The sequence below is a fragment of the Tumidithrix helvetica PCC 7403 genome (genome assembly GCF_965232925.1).
Classification (GTDB): domain Bacteria; phylum Cyanobacteriota; class Cyanobacteriia; order Pseudanabaenales; family Pseudanabaenaceae; genus Tumidithrix; species Tumidithrix helvetica.
Map to the genome: position 1 here is coordinate 1 of NZ_CBDDRA010000014.1, position 22,456 is coordinate 22,456.

The window sequence follows — 22,456 nt, forward strand, 5'->3', positions numbered from 1 at the left end:
GTACAGGCTTCTAGTCTTTCTTTGTCTTCTGGACTCATTGTTTTATAGGGCTTAACTTTGATCGATTATCCCACTCTGCTTTGCTAAGTATTTCTACTTATTACCTAATTGAGATGCTCCCTATGTTAATCTTTATATAGATCTGACTTGGAATGCCGTTATGACAATTTCGGGTAATCACAAGCTAACTTCAAAGATAGAACTGCCTGATGAGGACTTTGAGCCAATGCCCGAAGGCGACAAACAACGGCGCAATCTTAGCTATACGACGGAAGCATTAAGGCTGTGGTTTGAGAAACAAGAGAATGTCTATGTTTCGGGAAATCTATTTATCCGTTATCAAGAAGATCTAGTTGAAAAAAGAGTCGCACCAGATCTCTGATGGGATAGCAATAGGTAGAAAAAATGGACAAAGAGTTTCTGGACTTATACTCAGACTATCTAAACTAGTGGAAAATCACTTAATGAAGTGGGTTCTCTAAAGGAAATCAATATAAATGGCGATCGCTTTAGCGGGTACACATAGCGGTGTTGGCAAAACAACAGTAACACTGGCAATTTTGTCAGCTTTAAGGGAATGGGGGATGGCAATTCAGTCTTTTAAGGTTGGGCCAGATTACATCGACCCCATGTTCCATACGGCGATTACGGGGAGACCTTGCCGCAATCTCGATCCTGTGCTGACTTCCCCTGATTATGTGCGTGACTGCTTTAAGAAACATACCACTAGCGTTGATGGTGCTGTAATCGAAGGTGTGATGGGTCTATTTGATGGTGCGGGTAGTGATGAGTTCGCCAGTACCGCCCATATTGCCAAACTACTCGATCGCACGGGGGAATCTATTTCTGTAATTCTCGTAGTGGATTGCAGCCGCATGTCGCGATCGCTTGCCGCAACGATCTATGGCTATCAAAACTTTGACCCCGACCTAAATCTGGCAGGCGTAATTTTAAATCGCGTCGGCAGCGATCGCCACCGTGAAATCTTGACCGAAGCGATCTCGCCTTTGGGAATTCCTATTCTTGGTGTGATTCCGCGATCGGAAGGAATTACGCTCAGCGATCGCCATCTTGGTCTGGTTCCCACAGAGGAAGTTGGGAATTTTAATGAGATTAGCGCTCAACTTGCCGATCTAGGAAAGCGTTGTCTAGACTGGCAGAAACTGAAGCCTTTAATAAGCGCTAAACGAATCCATAGGAATCCTCCTAATTCCCCCACAGGAAAAATTTCAAGCGAAACGAAGATCAAGATTGCTGTAGCACGCGATCGCGCTTTTAACTTCTATTATACCGATAATTTAGATATGCTCCAAGAGTTAGGGGCAGAACTGATTTACTGGAGTCCGCTTTCAGACAACCAACCATCTGAATCCGTGCAGGGGCTATATTTTGGTGGTGGCTTTCCAGAAATATTCGCCAAGGAATTATCAGAAAATCAAGCTGCGATCGCCTTTGTTAGACACTGTGCCAACTTAAAGATGCCGATTTATGCAGAATGCGGTGGTCTGATGTATCTCAGCGAAGCGATCGCTGACTTTTCTGGGCAAAACTTTGAGATGGTAGGCGTACTCCCAACTAAGACAGCGATGACGCAAAAGTTGACGCTCGGCTATCGACACTGTACGTTAAAGCATTCCTTAGATCTGAATCCATTAGATCTAAATCCCTCAAACCAAATCTCTCCACAGCATCCTTGGCTGACCTTGGATGCACCTATCTGGGGGCATGAGTTTCACCGCTCTGTGCAAACAAGCCCCACGCCTGAGCCGCTTTTTGACCTCACCAATTACACAGGTGCAAATGTCGGCTCAGAAGGATGGGGGAATGCTCACCTACTTGCTACCTATATCCATTTACATTGGGGCGGTAACCCGACAATTCCTGCCAGACTTGTCAATGCCTGCTGTTCTTATAAGGATTCTGACCGCGATCGCTCCATTTGATGAAGATGCTTTCCATTTCATGAATGGGTTGTACGAGAGTGTAGATCCTCAAAGATAGCGTACATATCTTCGGCGAACTTTTTGGGATTCCATAAAGGAGAAAGACTTTCAGGCTGCTTAGACTTTGCTAAATGCAATTGAATTGAACTTCTCAGTTCGCGATCCAAACCCAATTTTACCGCCCATTCGACATATTCTTCCCAAGTCCAAGCAATTCCTGCCTGAATGTTGAGCGTTTGCAAAAATGAGTAGCCAAATCTGGCAAAAAATTGGTCGCCCACAAGTGTAACAATGGGTAAATCTAGCCACATCGCTTCTAGGCTATGGGTGCAACTATTGTAAGGATGAGAATCGAGTAAAATATCAGCAAGTAGATAAGTTGAGCGATGGGCTTCTTCCGTTTTGGCACGTGGGGGCAAAAACTTAATCCGATCGCTTGCTACTCCTTGCAGATCGCATTCCTGCTGATAAACGCCTCGGATTAATTCAGCATCCCCTTTTCCTTTACATAAAAGTACGCTATTGGGAACTTGACGTAAAATTTGCACTGCTGCCTTTGCAACGGGTCGATTAAACTTGTGCCCTGCTGTAATCGATAAATAAACGATTTGCTCGGGTTCAATGCCAAGCGATCGCCTCGCAAAATCGCGATCGATCGGATCGTGCTTTAAGTCTGTAACTGCCAAATAGGAATCAGGCATTCTGAGCATCTGCTCTAGATAATGGCGATCGCATTCTTGGGGGATAAGATGGCGATCGCAGAGAAAATAGTTGCGTTCAGACAGGAATGGCGCTTCTAGCCCTGGCCAAGAGACGCAAATAGGTGCAGGATGATAATTGAGAATTTCCGCATGGACGGTATTCATCATCGAATCAAGTTCGACCATGATATCGACTTCATCTTTAAGCAGTTCTGCCGTCACGAGTTTCCCAATTTCATCTGGGTTGTTAGTTGGAGTGCGATAGTATTTCGCAGCAATTTGCTCAAATTTAGCGGTGAGATCGTCATCTCTATATTTGCCTGTGTCATAGAGATAGAGATAGGGTGTTAGTTTCGATAATTCTTCGATAAAATTGCCACAACACCAAGCCGTAGCATGGCGGCGAAAACTCCGCGAAAGGATGCCTATTTTCAATTTTCTCTGGTTTCTGGTTTCTGGAAGCCTGTTTGAGCATAATTGAACTAGAGAAAGATCCTGAGCGGGATTGAGTACGCGATTTACATAGAGTTCGCCAGCCTTTCGAAAAAATCTTGTATTCGCCGCACGATCGTCTCTCAGGAATAAGACAAAGAACAAAAGTTCGCCATATAGATTTATAATATCTGCCTGTGTTAGATTCTCAGGACTCTGATAGAATTCGGTTTCAAGCGCGAGAAATTTATCCAATGCAACCTGATGATTGCCTGATACGAGATTGCTTCGAATTACTTTCGTTAAGGGAGAAATCCACTCTTGGATAGATTCTTTGCGATCGCTTTGCAGACGGAGTTGCGCGCATAGACTGGCATATTGTTCTGTTATTTGTCGCCATAATTCATAGAATGGTTCGCCTAGATCGGTTTTTTTTATCAAGATCGAGAGCAAATTATTGTAAGCAGCGACAAATTTAGGATTGCGCTTAATTGCGGCAAGATAGCTCTCGATCGCCCGATCTAATCGATCTTGCCGAAAAAAGATATTGCCGAGTTCGTAATGAGCCTCAGATCGATCGGGCTGAAGGGAAGTCACAGATTGGTAGTAGGGAATTGCCTCGTTTAGCCTCTCTAGAGAGACCAAAGCATCACCAAGATTTGCGTAGGTTAAGACGTCGTTCGGCTTAATGCTCAGCGCTTGTCGATATTCCGAGATCGCTTCTTCGACCCTACCAGACTTTCTTAAAAGCACGCCTAAATTTCCATATGCTTCGGCAAAATTCGGATCGATTTGAATTGCTTGGCGCAAATGGACGATCGCTGGTTCGAGTTGCGAGCGCCTTTCTAAGATATATGCCAAATTTACATAGGGTTTCGCAAAGTTAGGTTGAATCGCGATCGATCGCTGGTATTGTGCAATCGCGCGATCGTCATTCCCTTGCCGCAATTCCATATTACCCAAACAAAAATGAGCCTCTGCATAGTTAGAATTTAGCCCTAGGGCTTGGCTATAAGCAGCGATCGCTTCATCAGTTTGTTCGATCTCAGCATAGATATTTCCTAACGAATAGGGATAGAGAGCAAGATCGGGATGCTCAGCTTGTAAAGATTGGTAGTAAAAAACACAAGCATTCGTAAATTCATCAATCCATGTCTGAATGAATTCTTTGGCTTCGAGATCGCTAGATTCGTGGTTTGAGGCGAATTCTTTCAGCTTTTTCAGCGTTGTGGAGAGGAGCGTAGGAGGATTCAGCTCAGAACAAATTAATGGTTCGCAGGTAAGTAGTTCGATCGCCTGTTCTAGATGGATGTCGCTATCTGGGATGAACTGCTCTATTTCGATAGAAGCTAAAATTAATTTTAGGAGGTTATTTAAATCTTCAGGTCTATTTTCGCGAATATGCTGACGGATTAGCCAAACTGCCTCAAAATCAGCGATCGCTTCACGGTTTTGTGCTTCAGTCTCTAAGATTTCAGTAAGTTCTATCAGTGCAGACTCTAATCGATCGGGCGACATGTCCGTGACAGCAGATAGCCATGTCATCTGAGCCTCCTCTTCCTCCCCTTGCAACAGTAACGCCAGTCCGAGATGCCAGTAATTTGACTTGAGGTCTGGGTTGGTGGCGATCGCCTGTTGGTAAAACTCTATGCTCCGACTAAATTCCTCGCGAATCGCAGTATTCTCTTGGAAATCATCATTTATAGAATCCTTTAAATTTACCTGAGAAGAAGACTTATACCAGTTTGGATCTACTGCTTCGACCCAATACACCTTTCCCTCAACAAGCTCGTTGAAATCCTTAACCTTTTGCAAGAAATTCGGGCGTTGGCTCTGCTCTCTAGGAATGCAAAGCATATTATAATCTCCAATCCCTTGTGTGATGTCTATAGTTGTCCGATTGAAGTTGTTAGGGTTAAACCGTCGCGTGCAGAACCAGTAGCAGTCATATTCCAAATCGTGCAGTAAATCAATTAAGGCATTGCCTTTCTCTTTGCGATCGTTCTCAACAAATAGAAAGGGTCTAAATTTCGAGATTAGATTTTTTGCGCCTTGGATGACATTAGCTTTCATTCCTTCGACATCGATTTTAATCAGCTTCAGCTTAGAGAGGTTACTGATTATTTCTAGCGAATCAAGCGTTTTTAAGGGAATTTTTTCCCCAAAAGCATAACTTCCCAAAGACAATCCGCCATAATTACTTTTAGCACCATAGTCTTGAGATGGAACATAAATCTCATCATTTGCATCCCCAATGGCATAATTATAGAGATAGGCATTTGTGAGGTTATTCATTGCTACATTGCCACATAGCATCTGATAGAGAACTCTTTGCGGTTCAAACCCGATCGCCTTACCCGTCTCGCCAACAAACTGACACAGGGGAATTGTATGCGTCCCCATGTTACAGCCCACTTCGATGACGTTATCACCAACTTCCAGAATGGATGAAAACAGGGAAACTTCCAAATCAGCCCATTCTCCGTAGCAATTGACAAAATCGCTAATGAAATCGTAGCGAAGCAGTAAGATCTTGCCCCACTTACAATCTTTGATATATGTTTTCATACCTATAGTTATGGATAATTTTGGCTAAAATATGTACTGACCGCAAGATTTAAACATACATTTGAGCAGGTTGATACCAACTTGGATCGACCGCTTCTACCCAAGGAACTCTCCCCTCTAGAAGTTCATTGAAGCTACTAACTTTTTGTAGAAAACTAGGATTCTTATTATGCTCGTTAGGAATACAGAGCATATTATGATCTCCTCCGCCATTTAGAACATCTAATTCAATATGGTTGTAATTATTGGGGTTATAGCCTCTAGCACAAAACCAATAGCAGGAATAATCAAGACTGCTGATTAATTGAATCAAATTTTCGCCTTTCTCGCTTTGATTGTTTTCAACAAATAGGATGGGTCTAAATTTCGAAATTATTGTCTTGGCACCTTGAATCACTTCAGCTTCCATTCCTTCAACATCAATCTTGATTAGCCTGAGCTTAGTAAGATCGGCGATCGCTTCAATGGAGTCCAGCATTCTCAAGTCAATCTTTTCTCCTGAAATATAGTTTCCCAAAGACAATGCACCATAATTACCTTGTGTCTCATAATTAAGAGATGGAATATAGATGTGACTATCCATCTCTCCGATTGCATAGTTATAGAGGTAGGCATTGGTAATATTATTAATTGCCATATTGCCACATAGGACTTGGTGGAGTACTCTTTGGGCTTCAAAACCAATCACCTTACCCGTGATACCAACAAATTTACAGAGAGGAATTGTATGCATACCAAGGTTGCATCCTACTTCAATTACCTCATCGCCTAGTTCTAGAATTGACGCAAAGAGAGAAACCTCTAAGTCAGCCCATTCACCATAGAAATTAATGATGTCGCTAATTAAGTCATAATTTAGTAGGATGATTTTGCCCCACTTGTAATCTCGGATATAGGTTTTCATGCTTTTATGGATAGCTGATTGGACGAGGCATGTCTAAAACAATGGCTTTACGGGCAGCAGTTGTCTAACCTTAACCTTTAGCCATGACGGGAAGGGGAGGGAATTGGGTAAAAAGGAGCGCTATAACGGCAGGACTTTGGCGGCGATCGCTGCCATCAGTACAATCGCACCTAAGGCCCTACGAAAATAATTAACGCCTTGGAACAATTCCTCCCAAGCCCAAGTAAACAAGGCACCAAAAGCCAATGCGTCCAGTCCTATACTAACTTTGCCTGTGATAAAAATTAGTTTGAGTAAACTAGCTACAATCCAGACAATCAGGGGTAGATTTGGCATTTGAGCCAATACAATTTGTCCGTTACGATCGCGAAAAATTTTGTCGAATAATGTATTTGCCATAGCTCTAATTTTACCCAATACCCATAAACGCGCTACAGAAAGCAGGAAAATTATCTCAGGGCAAATCGTCAAAATCGGGCTATGTCATCGTTCCCTGCGATCGCCCTAGACTGATACCATGATGGCATTAGGAGCTAAGCCCAAAACTTAGGATAGGTTTAAATCAGAATGAGCTTGAAAATATAAGAATATGTATGAAGCAAGGGCATGGGCTGTCTTACACTGATTGCAAAATAAGCAATTATTAAGATGCCATTAAGTCTACATAGATGCTCAATCTGAACAGAATTACCAATGAGTTACTAAGTATAAAACTCTATAGTAATGATTTCCTTGCCTATTGGTTCCTAGCTCCTGCAAATTGGCAGAAGCAGAAAGTTTAGCGTCAATAACTTCAAAGCACGATAGAGCTGTAACTATGGCATATAAAATATCTAGCGATTGCATTGGCTGTTCCTCTTGCTTATCTGTTTGTCCCACGGGTGCGATCGCTCTCGAACAGGGCCATTATTGGATTAACCCCGCCCTCTGTAATGACTGTGAAGGATACGCTCCCGAACCCCTGTGTGTGAGTGGATGTCCGACAGGCGCTCCTTTGCCGTTACAGGCAAAAAAAGGGAGAGTAAAAGCGATCGACAATTTCTTTACGACCAGTCCGAGTTTGTTTGCTAACGGTGTGAGTACGCCCTTTAGCTCGGCGATCGTGATTTGGGAAGCCTGCAACTTACTAGCACAGAGGCGATCGCTGCCTTGGGCATTGGATGAGACGGGTACGCTAGTTTACGAACGAGCGGTGAGTCAAGGGAAAGGCAAGATTGCTTTGCGGCTCAACAATGTCATGGATTTTAGCTACCCGCGATCGCACATAGAAGCACAAACTATTCTTGCCTCTGATACGCTGGACATTCGGGCTGCCTGTATGCACTTGATCTATGCCGCCTATGCCACTGCGTTAGATAAGCCTTGGGAGCAAGAGTTTTCGATCAACGATCGCCAAATTGAAGAGTATCTGGGTTTGGATAAGCGCAAAGATTTGACCAAATCGACCAAGTTAAATCTGATTAAAATGCTTGCTCTACAACCCTGTTGGATCACAGCGCAAATCGAATGGCCCAAACAGGGCAAAGTCCCTGCCTTCTGTCTGCTCGAAAGCCCTCTGTGGCATTTATCAGAAATTGTGCATCATTTTCATGAAGATGAAGAGGGATGCAAGCACCTGCTGGGACTAACGTTTAAAGTGAGAGCAGGCATTTGGTCGCAGTATTTTCTCAATAAGAAGGGATGCCAAGCGGGAAAAGCTTTCTATCAATATAGCAATTTACCAAAATCGCTTTTGGGCGCGATCATGAGCATCTGGCAGCAACATGAAGGTGCGGCGCGGATGCTGCTGTGGTTGCTATTTAAAACCCGAATGGGAGAGCAACAACGAATTACCGTGGTCACCCTGATGCGGGTTGCCTATGGCGAAGATCGCGTCAACCAAGCCCTTTCGCAACGGGAAGAAAGAAAACGACTCCTACGCATGTTTGAGAGCGACCTAGAGGTGGTAAATCGCTATGGTCTCAAGCCCGTATTCGATCCTGTTTCCTATCCCGTGGAAATTCAGCCGCTATGGTCAAAACTTGCAGATGTGCCCGATGATGCCGAAGAAGCCTTAGAATTTTGGACAAATGATGGTAATAACAATCTGCGTCTCACAGACTCGGGCCCGCGCGGCAAGTGGCAAATGCTTATGAATGCCCGAATTCTATCCTTCGAACTGTTGGCGGACTGGGAACAGCCTGCGGATCTGGCAAAGAAAAAACGCAAATTCGAGCGATCGCAAAGCCAAATCCCCAAACGGCATACCAAGAATTCTGGCAAGAAAATCCAAGCAGGAACGCCAGTGATGCTCTCAGGCGAACAGATTGCCATGATGCGCAAAAAACAACAAATTAGTCAGCGTACCTTGGCAGAGAAACTGGGCAAGAGCCAAAGCTGGATTCGCGATGTCGAAAATGGACGCTTTCAAGCCAAAAAGAACGACCAAGTCTTAATTCAACAAACCCTAGGTTTATAGAAAATCTATAGCAAATTCATTTGGACTCGCGAGCTTCGATCAGATCGGCGATCGCTTGGGGTGGCATACCACTCAAGCGGTGTTTCCCTGGCATGAGCACAACATTTGGAGCCATGGAGCACCTTCCCAAGCAGCCAGTTTCCTCAATGCTGACAAGATCGTACAGTTGGCGATCGCGCAAGGCGCTTTCAATAGCTTGATGCTGCTTGCGTCCACCTTTCTTTTTACATCCCGACTTTTGACAGACCAAGAGCTTTGTCTGTGGTTTTGTCGGTTGAAAACTTTGGCTTTCCGAAGTGGCTAGAGAGGTTACTAGGATGGATTCGCAATGGCTTTCTCCGCAGCATAGTACGTCGTAAATTTTGCGTTGCAGTTCTCCAGTCTGGCGATCGCACTTTTCATTTCCAAGTACTTGAATGCGATCCCAAGGACTTAAAAGCGGTTTCCCTTTAGTATTGATCGACATTGACAGCAAAGACCTTGCTTGTTTAGATAGGGCAATCTCCAGTTCATCCTCGCCGACAGTCATACGCAGACACTTGAGTTTACGACCTTTCCAAACCAGTCCTAGAAATTTTCCTTCCAAACGGAAAGGAGTAATATGGCAATTTTTTGTCATATGCTTACGAACTCCATCATTAAGGAACTTGCTCGAAAATATTGTACCGATAAGCTCAGCATCAACCTCAGCTCAGTTTGATAACGTTGGCTGACCTCCGCTCAGACAACGTTGGGATTTTAAGGAGATTTCCAGTAAAGAAATTACCATGGTGTAAACACAAGTCGGACTTACCCCCTTTAATTCCCCCTTGCACTAGCCGCGAAGCGACTTCCCGTAGGGTAGGGGGAAAACTGGAAATATCTTATTCCCTCCCTTTTGCAAGGGGAGGGCTAGGGTGGGGTAATCTTGAAATGAGAAATGTCCTAAGCAATTCGCTTTGCTTCTATCGTTTGTGGTAAACGTAGCGGTTCTTCTAAGGTCGGGAAAGCAAGTTCCCAGCCATTTGCTAGCGTCAAAACTTTACCATCAGTGGTTTCTTCTTCTTTGACAACTTCCTCTTCTAAATCTTTTTTAGCTACATAAACCACAAGATGCCCAATGGTGTTACGACGCAGCATGACTTTCATAAATATTCTCCTTGATGGTTTGTAGATTGTAGCTAAAGACTTCTATCGCAGTTGGATTAGACTATTTCTTCTAGCTCTTTTTGACGGCAACCAATGACATAGCCTGACGGAAAGAAATGGACGGCATAGATGTAATAACTCTGTAAAAACGTGCCGATACTGGCAACATAACCCACATCCCCTTTTTTGGCGAGCGTTTCGCCAATATCTTTACCAGGGAATGTACCGTCATTACGAATGAGTTTTTTGACTCTTACCTTTTCCCCAATTTCAAAGATAGGAGGACTATCTAGTTCGACATCGTTATACAGCATGAGCAATTCTCCCTGATTGCACGAGATGGAGCAGTTCTTCAGCAGTCAGACCCCGCTTGACCTGAATCGATTGCTGGCGCACGGCATCTAAAACCGCCTTTGATCTTTCTTTGGCAAGATCGACTCCCTGCTGTTGCAGCAAGTTGGATACTAAATGGCGACCTGAGTGTTTGCCAGCCACAAGGCGACGTTTGCCCCCAACTTCATCGGGACTAAAAGGTTCGTAGCTGCTGGGATTTTTGAGTACCCCTGCGGCATGGATGCCCGACTCATGGGCAAAGGCATTGCGTCCCACGATCGCTTTCCAAGGCGGAACGGGATTTCGCGAGGCAGAAGCAACCAGTTGAGAGAGTTCCAAAAAGCGGCGGGTGTCAATGCCTAGATCGATGCTGTGAATTTGCTTAAGCGCCATCACGACTTCCTCTAGGGCAGCATTACCAGCCCTTTCGCCCAATCCATTGACGGTGGTATTCAGCGATCGCGCCCCTGCTTGCAGACCTGCGAGGGCATTGGCAGTTGCCAGCCCTAAATCGTTATGGGTATGCATTTCAACGGGAATTGACAGGGCATCGACGAGCAATTTGATCTTGCGATAGGTGTTAAAGGGATCGAGAATGCCCACGGTATCGCAGAATCGGAAGCGAGAGGCTCCCAACTGCTCGGCAGACGTTGCGATTTCTAATAAAAAGTCACTATCAGCTCTAGAAGCATCGGCACCACCGACAGAAACATACAGACCGCACTCGATCGCATAGGTGACGCTTTCTTTCAATTTATCTAAAACGACTTGACGGCTCCCATTGAACTTCACACCGATTTGAACGTCGGAAACTGGTACAGAAATGTGGACACGCTGGAGTCCGCAAGCGATTGAAGCTTGAATATCGGCAATTACTGCCCGATTCCAGCCTAGTAATTTTGCGCTCAGTTCCAGTCTATTGATGGCAGCGATCGCTTCAGCTTCTGCGCCACCCATGGCGGGAATACCAATTTCTAGTTCTTGGACACCGATGGCATCAAGGAATTTAGCGATTTCGATTTTCTCTTCAGTGCTAAACGCTACCCCAGCAGCCTGTTCGCCATCTCTTAGGGTTGTATCGTTAATTTGAATGTCAAGCATGATCTGCCTCCTCTTGCTGTACTTTCTGCTGTGATTGCGCTTTTCAAAATTCCTACTCAAACCTCTGGAGCAAGGAAATCCAGTTGCCTCCCCTTGCAAAGGGGAGGGTTAGGGTGGAGTAATCTCTCTAGTCTTTCCCACAGGAAGATTTAACGGATTAAGTCGTAGGAGATATCCGTTTTTGAAGGAATAATCGTGTTGCGATCGAGTTCATCTAGGAGCGTATTCACGATCCAGTTGAGCAGGTTGATCGCGCCTTGATAGCCATAGGTAGCATAGCGGTGCAGGTGATGGCGATCGAAGATTGGATAACCAATCCGTACCAAGGGGGTATGGGTATCGCGCCATAGGTACTTACCGTAGGAATTTCCGATCAAGAGATCGACTGGCTCGGTAAATAGGAGCGATCGCAAGTGCCATAGATCCTTACCGCCCCAGATCGTAGCATTCTGACCGAAGGGGCTAGCGTCAAGGATAGCGCGTAGTTCGGCTTCAAATTTATCGTTGGTGTTGCTGACGAGAATATGAACGGGTTCTGCACCGACTTCTAACAAGAACTGGACTAGACCGATGACTAGATCGGGATCGCCATAGAGGGCAATGCGCTTGCCATGCAACCATGCCTGCGAATCCGTCAGTGCATCCACTGCCCGACCGCGCTCTTCTTCCAATTCCTTCGGAATGGGCTTGCCCGTCAGTGCCGAAAGCTTCATCAGGAATTCGTCCGTACCGCGAATGCCCACAGGACGACTCACGTAGGTCTTTTGCTGCCACTCAGTTTCGATATATTCTCTAGTTTTGGTGGTGGCGTAGGATTGGAATGCGATCGTGGCTTCGCCATTGATCGAATCCGCTGCATCTTCTAGCTTGGTTCCACCTGGGTACATCTTGTATTCACCCGTGTTAGGCGAATCTAGATATTCCGAGTTGTCGGCTAACAAGGTGTAGTTGACATCCATCAAGGTAGCATAACGCTTGATTTCACGCAGGTTACCAATGTAGGTCTCAAAACCTGGGATGAAATTAATCTTGCCGTTGGTGGTTTCCTGCTTCTTGCCTGCGGTCAAGTTCGAGAGAATTCCCTTCATCATATTGTCGTAACCCGTAATGTGGGAACCGACAAAGCTAGGCGTATGGGCATAGGGAACGGGGAAAGTCTGAGGCACAGATCCAGCGATTTTGGCATTGGTAATGAATGCTTGCAAGTCATCACCAATGACCTCTGCCATACAGGTCGTACAGACGGCAATCATTTTAGGTTTATAGAGATTGAAGGAAGTTGCCAAACCATCAATCATATTGTTCTGTCCGCCAAATACAGCAGCATCTTCGGTCATTGAGGAAGATACAGCAGAGAAAGGTTCCTTAAAGTGACGGGTAAAGTGGCTGCGGAAATAGGCAACACAACCTTGAGAACCATGGACAAATGGCAATGTAGATTCAAAGCCAACGGCGGCAAGAATTGCACCTAGGGGTTGGCAAGCCTTTGCAGGGTTGACGGTGAGAGCTTCGCGCGAGAAATTCTTTTCGCGGTATTCCCAAGTCTTTGTCCATTCCGCAATCTTTGCAACTTCTTCAGGGCTATGTCCGCCTTCAAACTCTTTTTTTGCCTGAAACAGCTCTTGATATTCGGGTTGGTGGAATAGCTGGGCGTGATCTTTAATATCGTTAACGTTATTCTGAGCCATGACTTTGTCTCCAATGTCAGTGAAAATCAATGTGGGTGAAAAAATTGGGTGAGGATGGGGGTTCAGCTTCGCTCACCCTAAAGGTAAGTCGAGCGTTGAGCGAAGCCGAAACTCGTCATCTTAAGCAGCAACTTCAGCTTTTGTCCAGGGAGCGCCGATCAAGCTCCATGTGGGGCTGTTTAATGCCAAGTCCATGTCACGGGCAAAGATAGCAAAGCCATCATAACCATGGTAGGGACCTGAATAATCCCAAGAGTGCATCTGACGGAAGGGAAGTGCCATTTTCTGGAATACATACTTCTCTTTAATACCTGATGCAATGAGGTCGGGCTTCAGCTCTTTGACAAACTCTTCAAATTCGTAGGCAGAAACGTCATCATAGATCAGCGTGCCATTCTCAACATAATGAGTAGTACGTTTGTAATCGTCATTGTGACCGAATTCGTAACCCGTACCGATCAGTTTCATGCCTAGATCGTGGAATGCAGGAACGACGTGGCGGGGACGTAGACCGCCGACCATCAGCGCAACAGTTTTACCTTCTAAGCGAGAACGGAATTTAGCCAGTACGGCATCGGTTTGTTCTTGATACTTGGCAATTACTTCTTCTGCCTTTGCCTGAATCGTGGCATCAAATTTTGAAGCGATTTCTCGCAAGGATGCGGCGATTTGGGTAGGACCAAAGAAGTTATATTCTAGCCAGGGAATCCCGTAAGCTTCTTCCATGTGGCGGCTGATATAGTTCATGGAACGATAACAGTGTACGAGATTGAGCTTCACTGAAGGGGTGTTGATCATCTCATTCAGCGTACCGTCACCAGACCACTGGGCAACCACACGCAGACCAATTTCTTCTAGCAAGATCCGACTCGACCATGCATCTCCACCAATGTTGTAGTCACCGATAATTGCGACATCATAGGCAGTACTATCTGGCACGTTGCCAGCTTTTTTATTCTTGTCATACTGAGGGAAAACCCAGTCCCGCACGGCATCGTTGGCGATGTGGTGACCGAGGGATTGGGATACGCCGCGAAATCCTTCGCAGCGAACGGGAACAACGGTTTTGCCAATTTCTTTGGCAGCTTTTTTGGCTACTGCTTCAATATCATCACCGATCAAACCGATCGGACATTCCGATTGAATCGAAACACCACGATTGAGAGGAAAGAGTTCGTCTAATTCGGTAATCAGTTTCAAGAGTTTTTTGTCACCACCGAAGACGATATCGCGTTCTTGGAAGTCGGAGGTGAACTGCATCGTGCCGAAGGAGTCAATCCCAGTTGTGCCGATATAGTAGTTACGGCGACCTGACCAGGAGTAATAACCGCAACCAACGGGCCCGTGACTGAGGTGAATCATGTCTTTGATTGGTCCCCAAACCACACCTTTTGAGCCAGCATAGGCACAGCCACGGGTGGTCATCGAGCCGGGGACAGATTTGATATTGGATTTGACACCACAATCAGATTTGCCCTCTTCATAAACATTCAGATGCTTTTCCCGTTTTTTCTTCGCTTTGTCGGGATATGCTTCTAGAACTTCTTTGATCAGTTCTTTGGTCTCAGCGATCGCATTTACTGGTGTGGCGGTTTCTTGGGTTAATGTAGCAGATTCTGGAGGTGTCATGTTTAGCCTCTCATGGGGTAAAAGAATAGAAAGGAAAAAGGAAAAGATGAGCTGGAAGGGTGGGCTTTGCCCACCCAGATTACAAGTTATTTAGCGAGAACGAGTTCTTCTACGGGTATTTCATCCGCAGTCTTACCGACGAGATGCTCGAATTCCTTGTCATCGCCAAGGATGCCGAATTCAACCAGTAGCTCTTCCAACTCGTCCATAGTGATAGGTGTAGGAATGGTAAGGTTGGTATTGTTGTAGATCTTGCTCGCAAGCGTGCGATACTCTTGGGCTTGAGGATGATTGGGTGCGTACTCAATCACGGTCATGCGACGTAATTCCGCATGTTGAACCACATTGTCGCGAGGTACAAAGTGAATCATTTGCGTGTTCAAGCGTTGGGCAAGAGTTTCGATCAACTCAAGTTCCCGATCGCACTTACGGCTGTTGCAGATCAAACCACCTAAACGCACGCCACCAGAGTGAGCGTACTTGAGAATACCGCGAGCGATGTTGTTCGCCGCGTACATTGCCATCATTTCACCAGAGGTGACGATGTAGATTTCTTGGGCTTTGCCTTCGCGAATTGGCATGGCGAAACCGCCGCAAACTACGTCGCCTAATACATCATAGCTAACAAAATCGAGGTCTTCATAGGCTCCATTTTCTTCTAGGAAGTTAATGGCGGTGATGATGCCACGTCCAGCGCAGCCGACCCCTGGTTCGGGACCACCTGATTCTACGCACTTCACACCTTTGTAGCCTCTGAGTAGAACTTCATCAAGTTCCACATCTTCCACTGCACCACGTTCGGCAGCAAGGTGAAGAACGGTGGTTTGAGCTTTACTGTGCAGCATCAAGCGAGTAGAGTCAGCTTTAGGGTCGCAACCTACAATCATGATACGTTCGCCAGCGCTGAGGTCAGCTAAACCTGCGATCGTGTTTTGAGAAGTTGTGGATTTACCGATACCGCCTTTGCCATAGAAAGCAATTTGTCTAGTTTGAGTCATGGTTGGTTTTTCCTTTGTTAAATCAAAAATGTATGGTGGGTTGGAGGTTGAACTCTTGAGAAAAAATTTAAGGAAGTTCTTTCTCAATCTCTGAGGCGATCGCTTTCATCACACAGGAGGAGAGCGTTCGACATTCGGGAAAGCGAAAATCAAATCAAGAGACATTTGGATTTTCATGAATTTGGGTTTTGGAAAAGCTGTTAGCAATCAGTGATTACCTGCTTAGATGGCTTCGACGGTGAGGGTAGACAGAACGCGATCGCGCAATCTCACTTCGATCGCATCCTTGAGGGTGGCGGTACTGCCAGAACAGGAACTGCAAGCACCTTTGAGGATGACTTTGACGATATCGCCATCAATGTCAAACAGTTCCACATCACCGCCGTCAGCAACTAACATCGGACGGACTTCGTCTAAGACTTCTTGAATCTTTGTCACTTTTTGAACTGTGGTTAAGCCTCGGGTGGTCTGCTGAATCCGAGTCAACTCGGCTTCGACCCTAGCGGTTGTGGCTTCCTTATCCTTCTCGACTGCGGCAATGATGTCCTCAATTCCTGCGAGACAGGAACCACAGGAGCCACCTGCTTTGATATAGTTGGTGACTTCTTCGACGGTGGTGAGATTATTCTCAATCACAATGCGACGAACGCGGTTATCGCTGACTCCAAAGCAGGTACAAAGGAGAGCGCCTTCATCTTCCTCGTGATGTTCGACTTCGATACCACGATACTTGTAGATTGCTGCTTCTAGGGCTTCTTGTCCCATCACGGAACAGTGCATTTTGGCTTCGGGTAAGCCACCTAGGTACTCTGCGATATCCTTATTCGATACCTTGAGCGCTTGATCTAAGGTCAGTCCCTTAATCATTTCCGTCAATGCCGAAGAAGAAGCGATCGCGCTGGTGCAACCAAAGGTTTGAAAGCGGGCATCAAGGATTTGATCGGCAGGAACGTTAATCTTAAGATGTAATCTTAGTGCGTCTCCGCAGGCAATACTGCCTACTTCGCCAAATACGACAGCAATATCTTGCTCTTCAGTGACTTCTATCGCACCTTGGTTTTTAGGATTGTGGAAGAGGTCTAATACTTTTTCGGTGTAGTCCCACATAGTAGTTACTCGGTTAGGTGACAGTTAATCGTTACTGAGTTGACAGTTGATAATTGCGAGTTCTCGACCGATAGTTGTCAACTGTCAACTATCAACTGCGATGAATTTCTAAACTGTTAGCGCTTCTCCTCTTTCCTGCAGCCAACCTGCATCATCACTATTAAAGGGAGATAGAGCGCGCAGACGGTCGATGATACCAGGCATGATTTCTAGGACGCGATCGATCTCGGCATCCGTGGTGTAACGAGAGAGGCTAAAGCGAATGGAGCCGTGAAGGATCGTGTAGGGTAGTCCCATTGCCCGTAGGACATGGGATGGCTCTAGGGAACCTGATGTACAGGCAGAACCCGAGGAAGCACAAACCCCATAGCGATCGAGAGAAAGCAGAATCGCTTCACCTTCAATGTACTTAAACCCGATGTTAGTAGTATTCGGGAGGCGATTTTTGGGGTCGCCATTCACCTCACAGTTGGGGATTATGGATAGGAGAAACTTTTCTAAGCGATCGCGCAATTTTTGTTCATGTTTAACGGCATTGGGCAAATGGAGTAGCTCTAATTCCGCTGCTTTACCCAGACCAACAATGCTAGCGACGTTCTCGGTTCCTGCTCTACGTCCACGTTCCTGATGTCCACCCAAGATAAAGGGACGGAAGCGGTAGCCACGGCGGACATATAATGCACCAATGCCTTTAGGAGCATGGAGTTTATGTCCAGAGAGCGTCAACAGATCGATGGTGCTGTTCTTTAGGTTTAGGGGGATTTTGCCCACCGCTTGCACGGCATCAACATGGAAAGTCGCACCATATTCCTTGGCGAGGGAACCAATTTGCTCGATTGGGAAGATTGTGCCTGTCTCATTGTTAGCATACATCGTGGTTACTAATGCTGTATTGCCAGTGAGCGCTGCTTCCAGTTCCGATAAATCGATCTGTCCTTTGCGATCGACAGAGAGATAGGTAACGGTGTATCCCTGCTTTTCTAGCTGCTTGCAAACATTCATTACACAGGCATGTTCCACTTGGGTGGTAATTACATGCTTGCGATCGCTTTGAGCCGCAAGAGCCGCACGAATTGCAGTATTGTTTCCTTCCGATCCGCAACTGGTGAAGATAATTTCTGAGGGTTCGGCACCGAGGAGTTCGGCAACTTGCGATCGCGCAGTTTGAATAGCTTTGCCGACTCGACCACCGAAGGTGTGCATACTTGAAGGATTGCCATAGTAGGTGGTGAGGTAAGGAAGCATAGCTTCTACAACATCGGGATCGATCCTTGTCGTGGCGTTGTTATCCAGATAAATTATGTCGGCACTCATACAATTACTTCCTTAAATCTTTGGTTGGTTAGGTTTGCCCATATTGCCTTCTTCAAATCTGCCACTCGGCGATCGTGGAGAGAGAACCATTTTTCCCAAGGGATGACTTGATACTCAAGCATGTAGGACATGGCTGGACTCCTGCTGCTGTAAAAGTTTAGAGAATTTGGCATGAAGGCAGCTATTACAAAGGTTATGGTCGATCCAATAACGTCCATTGGCATTTTGCTGAAAGGCTCCCTTGGGACAATGAGAGCGGCAAACTTCCCAGGAGACACATTGATCTTCAGGAATGTAAAGCATGGCTAGACTCCTTGCTGTTGTAGAAATTTTGCGTAAAACTCCTTTGCCACTGTATCGATCGCATCGTATGCTTCAACAGGTTCGATGCCTGCTTTGCGAAGACTCTCTTGAGGGCAGTTACCAACCTTGGCAGTCAGTACCGCCTTGCAATCGGAGATTGCGCCAATGATTTCATCTAGGGTGGCTTCTTCGCCATAACCGCTTTGGCAATACTGGTCGATCTTGCGATGTCCCACAAACTTCACTTCGTTGGCATCGACTTCGTAGATTTGGAACTCTTTAGCATGACCAAAGTGTTGGTTGACGATGCCGCTGCCCTTGGTGGTTACGGCTACGAGAATCTTGGGTGTGGCGATCGCTTTTTGGATGTTGATTACCTTGGCTTTCTTCTCTTGCAATTCTGCTTGTAATAGATCGATACCAGCGTGAACTACTTGACGAGTTTCCAGATCGTAGGTGGGAGCCATTTCCATGAACTTATCTTTGGTAAACTCTTGGGAACGATCTTCACCGAGTAAACCAACCGCATCAGCGCGGCATTGACGGCAGTGGCGCATCATCTTCATGTTGCCTTCAGCGCAGCTATCCTGAAGTTTTTTCAACTCCTTAGGATTGGGACCACGTTGTCCCGTCAAGCCGAAGTGAGTACCATGTTCGGGAGCCGAGATGAGAGGCATAATGTTGTGAAGGAATGCTCCTTTCTCGCGAATCACGCGACCGACTTCCACTAAATGCTCGTCGTTAATACCAGGAATCATGACGGAATTCACTTTGCAAAGAATATCCGCTTCTCTGAGCAAATCTAAGCTTTCCATTTGACGCTGATGCAGGATTTGAGAGGCTTCTATTCCTGTGTAGCGCTTGCGGTTGTAACGAATCCAAGGATAAATCTTGGTTCCAATTTCAGGATCGACCATGTTAATCGTAATCGTAACGTGATCGATATTTAACTTTTTGATGCGATCGACATACTCGGGAAGCATCAATCCATTTGTGGAAAGACAAAGCTTAATATCGGGAGCTTGTTCCGCAATCAGTTCAAAAGTGCGGAAGGTCTTTTCAGGATTCGCTAAAGGATCGCCGGGGCCTGCAATTCCCAAGACGGTCATCTGGGGAATTTTGCCGCCAATCACCATTACTTTATGGGCAGCTTCTTCAGGTGTGAGTAATTCGCTCACTACACCAGGTCGGCTTTCGTTGGCACAGTCATATTTACGATTGCAGTAATTACACTGAATGTTGCAAGCGGGAGCTACAGCAACGTGCATCCGAGCGTAGTGATGGTGGGCATCTTCGCTATAGCAAGGATGCTTAGCAATCCGCTCTTGCATACTTTCGCTAAGAGCGCTTTTGGAAGAATTTTTGGAACTCTTGGTACTACTACAACCACAGCTTTCTGATTTTGATTTGGCTGAAGTCGTTGCAATCTTATTCTCAACAGGGGACGAAGTGAGGGCGGCTGTTGGTGGTGTCATTGAGGCTTCCTAGAATGGTGGACTGCGGTCAACACGAACTTTATAGCAGCCACCTTCAAACAGCTTGGGTAAGCGATCGCGATAAGATTTATTAGAGTAATTAAGAATGTACTCAGAACCACTAACCCTGACTCTGTCTCGATCTAAAAATATTTTTGGGATAGGGGTGCGAGTATTTTTCCGCGAGGGGTTGAGTATTTATGGGGTAGGGGTACAGATTTGTCTGTACTCATGACAAACCTATAACTAGCAATCTATTGAGGTAAACTTTGAGTACTAATTTTGAGTGTTTTTCTGAGTACTCAAAAAATTTGCCAATTCTCGTAAAAACATATAAAAGAATGGCTGTAAGTAAGGTCTAGCTTTGGTTTAAACGGTGCGCACACCCTTGCTTCTAGACAATTAATTTTGTATCCAAATTATCATTCCTTCGATAATTTGTAGCGAAACGATCGAATCTTTTTAATAATTGTCATGAGTTGCTTTCTTTCATGGCTAAAGCGATACTAATCGTATCTATATATACAGATATAAAAATCAAAATTTGAACTTTATCCCTTGAATTTTCTTACCAAGTACAGTAGAATATGGAACCGTATCTATTAATACAGAAGTTGCTTTGCTAAAACCAAATTACTCATTTGTCCCTATCTATGAGTACTTTTTGAGTTTTCGTAATGCTTTTTGCTGAAGTTCTTGCCAATGCTAGCCTGTAGCATCTTTTACTTGAGTACAAATGCGCCCGCAAGCCTGTAAAAATACCCATCCCTATTCCCTTAAATACTAGTACCCCCTCTCAAAAATACTAGTACCCCTATACCAAAGAAAAAGTGGAAGCCTTGAGCCATCAGGCTTAAGAATGCTGAGTACATTCCTAATTATTCTAATAAATCTTATCAGCGGCATTCATTTCCGTAGGTTTTACAGCACCTGATATAAGCAGGAACATAGAACCTCGCATTTCACACCAAACGGTAATGCTGCAACCCTTCTCTTGCCTAAACACATTGGATGCCCACGAAATTGGTAAGGAATGTAACCTTCCACCATATTTCAGCTTCCTGCCAGCACAATCGTCTTGGCAGCTTCCCAAGTTTCCACAGGTATTTCCACGGGCAATAGAGGGTTTAGAGATTGCGATCGCGGATTTCCGCATTATCTTCGATCGCGACCCCGCCGCTCGTCACTGGTCAGAAGTGCTATGTTGCTACCCCGGCTTGCACGCCCTCACGATCCATCGCGTCGCTCACTGGTTACATCAATTCAACCTTCCCCTGCTGCCGCGTCTGATTTCCCATTGTGCCCGATTTTTTACGGGCATCGAAATCCACCCAGGTGCCACGATTGGGAAAGGGGTCTTTATCGATCACGGTATGGGCGTTGTAATTGGGGAAACCGCGATCGTTGGAGACTATGCCTTGCTTTACCAAGGTGTCACCCTCGGTGGTACGGGTAAGGAAACGGGTAAGCGTCACCCTACCATCGGCAAACACGCGATCGTAGGAGCGGGGGCTAAAGTACTCGGCAACATCCACATTGGCGACTATGCGCGGGTTGGGGCTGGCTCTATCGTACTGCGAGACGTCCCTGCCCATTGCACCGTAGTTGGCATTCCTGGTCGCATTTGCCGCTCAAAGGAGCCAGAGTTGCCTTTAGAGCACGGACAGCTACCCGACACCGAAGCCACGGTTTTACAGACTTTGCTAGCGCGAATCGAGCGATTGGAGCAGCAGCTTTTAGCATCTAAGCGTTTAGAGTCAGGCTTCCCAAAAGATTCAAATCCAAAGAGTGAGGAGATTGGCAACGTTACCCAGCACCCATCCTAATCCTACAATCCTTATCCATATTATCTCTTGAGGAAAAGATCATGTCTGAAACTTTAGTTGTTGGCTGCCTCGTTTTAGTTTACACCTACGTTCAGGACTATATGCTCAGTCGCATGCTGAACGACGACGATTCCCAAAACTCTCACAAACCCAAATAACCTCCAAGGAATTGATGCTGCCATGACAAATACCGCTTATCCGCACAGATTTTCTTATTCGCTTTTCGGTCAGAAAAAGCTGCCTGCTATTGATATTTTCTTGCCTTTGCGCCAATGGCTCGATCGCATCGAAATTCGCGATCGTAGATTCGCTAACCTGATCTGCCATTTGATTCCTGCTAGTTGTCCCTTTGAACGCGATATTACAGCCTTTGGAAAGACTTACCACATTCCTCCTCTTTGTAAAATCAATCCTCTATTTGAAGAGGTGAGTGGCTTGCGCTTCCGTGCTTCAAACTTCTTGTCTGAGTTACCCCAATGAAATGCCTGTTAGGGAACATCGTTCTCTACCTTGGTTAAATTTTGCACTTGCTTTCTAACCCACCTCCA

At 45.7% G+C, this 22,456-nt stretch carries 20 protein-coding genes; 5 read left to right on the forward strand and 15 right to left on the reverse strand.

What is annotated here, in order from left to right; all coding sequences use genetic code 11:
* Positions 1–160: 160 nt before the first annotated feature.
* Positions 161–382, forward strand: coding sequence for a hypothetical protein (locus ACP2WE_RS13815; protein WP_425216129.1), 222 nt, complete (start codon positions 161–163; stop codon positions 380–382).
* A gap of 115 nt (positions 383–497) precedes the next feature.
* A complete protein-coding gene (locus tag ACP2WE_RS13820; RefSeq protein ID WP_425216130.1) occupies positions 498–1,943 on the forward strand; it encodes a cobyrinic acid a,c-diamide synthase CobB in 1,446 nt (481 codons plus the stop codon).
* Between the two features lie 17 nt (positions 1,944–1,960).
* Here the strand turns inward: ACP2WE_RS13820 and ACP2WE_RS13825 are convergent, their stop codons facing one another.
* The 3 genes from ACP2WE_RS13825 to ACP2WE_RS13835 all read right to left on the reverse strand — a co-directional run bounded on the left by ACP2WE_RS13825 (position 1,961) and on the right by ACP2WE_RS13835 (position 6,947).
* Positions 1,961–5,644 (reverse strand): FkbM family methyltransferase, encoded by a 3,684-nt coding sequence (locus tag ACP2WE_RS13825; RefSeq protein WP_425216131.1) that lies wholly within the window; start codon positions 5,642–5,644, stop codon positions 1,961–1,963.
* Positions 5,645–5,693: 49 nt separating this feature from the next.
* Complete coding sequence (locus tag ACP2WE_RS13830; protein ID WP_425216132.1) at positions 5,694–6,548, reverse strand: FkbM family methyltransferase; 855 nt, start codon at positions 6,546–6,548, stop codon at positions 5,694–5,696.
* A 120-nt stretch (positions 6,549–6,668) separates the two neighbouring features.
* On the reverse strand, positions 6,669–6,947 hold the full coding sequence (locus ACP2WE_RS13835) for a hypothetical protein (protein WP_425216133.1): 279 nt from the start codon (positions 6,945–6,947) through the stop codon (positions 6,669–6,671).
* A 418-nt stretch (positions 6,948–7,365) separates the two neighbouring features.
* On the opposite strand from ACP2WE_RS13835, the gene ACP2WE_RS13840 reads away from it, so the two are divergent.
* Positions 7,366–9,006: a helix-turn-helix domain-containing protein gene (locus ACP2WE_RS13840; RefSeq protein WP_425216134.1), complete on the forward strand. Its 1,641-nt coding sequence runs from the start codon at positions 7,366–7,368 to the stop codon at positions 9,004–9,006.
* Between the two features lie 16 nt (positions 9,007–9,022).
* Here ACP2WE_RS13840 and ACP2WE_RS13845 read toward each other — a convergent pair whose 3' ends face one another.
* The 12 genes from ACP2WE_RS13845 to nifB all read right to left on the reverse strand — a co-directional run bounded on the left by ACP2WE_RS13845 (position 9,023) and on the right by nifB (position 20,082).
* Positions 9,023–9,625, reverse strand: a complete 603-nt coding sequence (locus ACP2WE_RS13845) for a (2Fe-2S) ferredoxin domain-containing protein (protein ID WP_425216135.1) — start codon at positions 9,623–9,625, stop codon at positions 9,023–9,025.
* A gap of 305 nt (positions 9,626–9,930) precedes the next feature.
* A complete protein-coding gene (nifT, locus tag ACP2WE_RS13850; RefSeq protein WP_425216136.1) occupies positions 9,931–10,134 on the reverse strand; it encodes a putative nitrogen fixation protein NifT in 204 nt (67 codons plus the stop codon).
* Between the two features lie 56 nt (positions 10,135–10,190).
* Positions 10,191–10,448 carry a nitrogen fixation protein NifZ gene (locus ACP2WE_RS13855; protein ID WP_425216137.1) on the reverse strand — a complete coding sequence of 86 codons (258 nt, stop codon included), beginning with the start codon at positions 10,446–10,448 and terminating at the stop codon, positions 10,191–10,193.
* A complete protein-coding gene (nifV, locus tag ACP2WE_RS13860; protein WP_425216138.1) occupies positions 10,438–11,568 on the reverse strand; it encodes a homocitrate synthase in 1,131 nt (376 codons plus the stop codon). Before nifV ends, ACP2WE_RS13855 begins: the two co-directional genes overlap by 11 nt.
* Before the next feature lie 149 nt (positions 11,569–11,717).
* Positions 11,718–13,256 carry a nitrogenase molybdenum-iron protein subunit beta gene (gene nifK, locus ACP2WE_RS13865; protein WP_425216139.1) on the reverse strand — a complete coding sequence of 513 codons (1,539 nt, stop codon included), beginning with the start codon at positions 13,254–13,256 and terminating at the stop codon, positions 11,718–11,720.
* A gap of 120 nt (positions 13,257–13,376) precedes the next feature.
* Positions 13,377–14,885: a nitrogenase molybdenum-iron protein alpha chain gene (gene nifD / locus ACP2WE_RS13870; protein WP_425216140.1), complete on the reverse strand. Its 1,509-nt coding sequence runs from the start codon at positions 14,883–14,885 to the stop codon at positions 13,377–13,379.
* Between the two features lie 86 nt (positions 14,886–14,971).
* Entirely contained in the window at positions 14,972–15,883 is a 912-nt protein-coding gene (nifH, locus tag ACP2WE_RS13875) for a nitrogenase iron protein (RefSeq protein ID WP_425216141.1), read from the reverse strand.
* Positions 15,884–16,105: 222 nt separating this feature from the next.
* Complete coding sequence (gene nifU, locus ACP2WE_RS13880) at positions 16,106–16,990, reverse strand: Fe-S cluster assembly protein NifU (RefSeq protein ID WP_425216142.1); 885 nt, start codon at positions 16,988–16,990, stop codon at positions 16,106–16,108.
* 108 nt (positions 16,991–17,098) lie between these two features.
* Positions 17,099–18,304, reverse strand: a complete 1,206-nt coding sequence (nifS, locus tag ACP2WE_RS13885) for a cysteine desulfurase NifS (RefSeq protein WP_425216143.1) — start codon at positions 18,302–18,304, stop codon at positions 17,099–17,101.
* A complete protein-coding gene (locus tag ACP2WE_RS13890; RefSeq protein WP_425216144.1) occupies positions 18,301–18,435 on the reverse strand; it encodes a hypothetical protein in 135 nt (44 codons plus the stop codon). The genes nifS and ACP2WE_RS13890 overlap by 4 nt, the downstream gene beginning before the upstream one ends.
* Positions 18,419–18,607 (reverse strand): hypothetical protein, encoded by a 189-nt coding sequence (locus tag ACP2WE_RS13895; protein ID WP_425216145.1) that lies wholly within the window; start codon positions 18,605–18,607, stop codon positions 18,419–18,421. Before ACP2WE_RS13895 ends, ACP2WE_RS13890 begins: the two co-directional genes overlap by 17 nt.
* Before the next feature lie 2 nt (positions 18,608–18,609).
* Complete coding sequence (gene nifB, locus ACP2WE_RS13900) at positions 18,610–20,082, reverse strand: nitrogenase cofactor biosynthesis protein NifB (protein ID WP_425216146.1); 1,473 nt, start codon at positions 20,080–20,082, stop codon at positions 18,610–18,612.
* Between the two features lie 977 nt (positions 20,083–21,059).
* Between nifB and cysE the strand changes: the two genes are divergently transcribed.
* Entirely contained in the window at positions 21,060–21,908 is an 849-nt protein-coding gene (gene cysE / locus ACP2WE_RS13905) for a serine O-acetyltransferase (RefSeq protein WP_425216147.1), read from the forward strand.
* Positions 21,909–22,088: 180 nt separating this feature from the next.
* Positions 22,089–22,388: a Mo-dependent nitrogenase C-terminal domain-containing protein gene (locus ACP2WE_RS13910; RefSeq protein ID WP_425216148.1), complete on the forward strand. Its 300-nt coding sequence runs from the start codon at positions 22,089–22,091 to the stop codon at positions 22,386–22,388.
* Positions 22,389–22,456: the final 68 nt, after the last annotated feature.

Bases quoted from the DNA above. Each gene is read 5' to 3' on its own strand.
- ACP2WE_RS13815 (WP_425216129.1), top strand. From the start codon at position 161: ATGACAATTTCGGGTAATCACAAGCTAACTTCAAAGATAGAACTGCCT.
- ACP2WE_RS13820 (WP_425216130.1), top strand. From the start codon at position 498: ATGGCGATCGCTTTAGCGGGTACACATAGCGGTGTTGGCAAAACAACA.
- ACP2WE_RS13825 (WP_425216131.1), bottom strand. From the start codon at position 5,644: ATGAAAACATATATCAAAGATTGTAAGTGGGGCAAGATCTTACTGCTT.
- ACP2WE_RS13830 (WP_425216132.1), bottom strand. From the start codon at position 6,548: ATGAAAACCTATATCCGAGATTACAAGTGGGGCAAAATCATCCTACTA.
- ACP2WE_RS13835 (WP_425216133.1), bottom strand. From the start codon at position 6,947: ATGGCAAATACATTATTCGACAAAATTTTTCGCGATCGTAACGGACAA.
- ACP2WE_RS13840 (WP_425216134.1), top strand. From the start codon at position 7,366: ATGGCATATAAAATATCTAGCGATTGCATTGGCTGTTCCTCTTGCTTA.
- ACP2WE_RS13845 (WP_425216135.1), bottom strand. From the start codon at position 9,625: ATGACAAAAAATTGCCATATTACTCCTTTCCGTTTGGAAGGAAAATTT.
- nifT (WP_425216136.1), bottom strand. From the start codon at position 10,134: ATGAAAGTCATGCTGCGTCGTAACACCATTGGGCATCTTGTGGTTTAT.
- ACP2WE_RS13855 (WP_425216137.1), bottom strand. From the start codon at position 10,448: ATGCTGTATAACGATGTCGAACTAGATAGTCCTCCTATCTTTGAAATT.
- nifV (WP_425216138.1), bottom strand. From the start codon at position 11,568: ATGCTTGACATTCAAATTAACGATACAACCCTAAGAGATGGCGAACAG.
- nifK (WP_425216139.1), bottom strand. From the start codon at position 13,256: ATGGCTCAGAATAACGTTAACGATATTAAAGATCACGCCCAGCTATTC.
- nifD (WP_425216140.1), bottom strand. From the start codon at position 14,885: ATGACACCTCCAGAATCTGCTACATTAACCCAAGAAACCGCCACACCA.
- nifH (WP_425216141.1), bottom strand. From the start codon at position 15,883: ATGACTCAAACTAGACAAATTGCTTTCTATGGCAAAGGCGGTATCGGT.
- nifU (WP_425216142.1), bottom strand. From the start codon at position 16,990: ATGTGGGACTACACCGAAAAAGTATTAGACCTCTTCCACAATCCTAAA.
- nifS (WP_425216143.1), bottom strand. From the start codon at position 18,304: ATGAGTGCCGACATAATTTATCTGGATAACAACGCCACGACAAGGATC.
- ACP2WE_RS13890 (WP_425216144.1), bottom strand. From the start codon at position 18,435: ATGTCCTACATGCTTGAGTATCAAGTCATCCCTTGGGAAAAATGGTTC.
- ACP2WE_RS13895 (WP_425216145.1), bottom strand. From the start codon at position 18,607: ATGCTTTACATTCCTGAAGATCAATGTGTCTCCTGGGAAGTTTGCCGC.
- nifB (WP_425216146.1), bottom strand. From the start codon at position 20,082: ATGACACCACCAACAGCCGCCCTCACTTCGTCCCCTGTTGAGAATAAG.
- cysE (WP_425216147.1), top strand. From the start codon at position 21,060: ATGCTGCAACCCTTCTCTTGCCTAAACACATTGGATGCCCACGAAATT.
- ACP2WE_RS13910 (WP_425216148.1), top strand. From the start codon at position 22,089: ATGACAAATACCGCTTATCCGCACAGATTTTCTTATTCGCTTTTCGGT.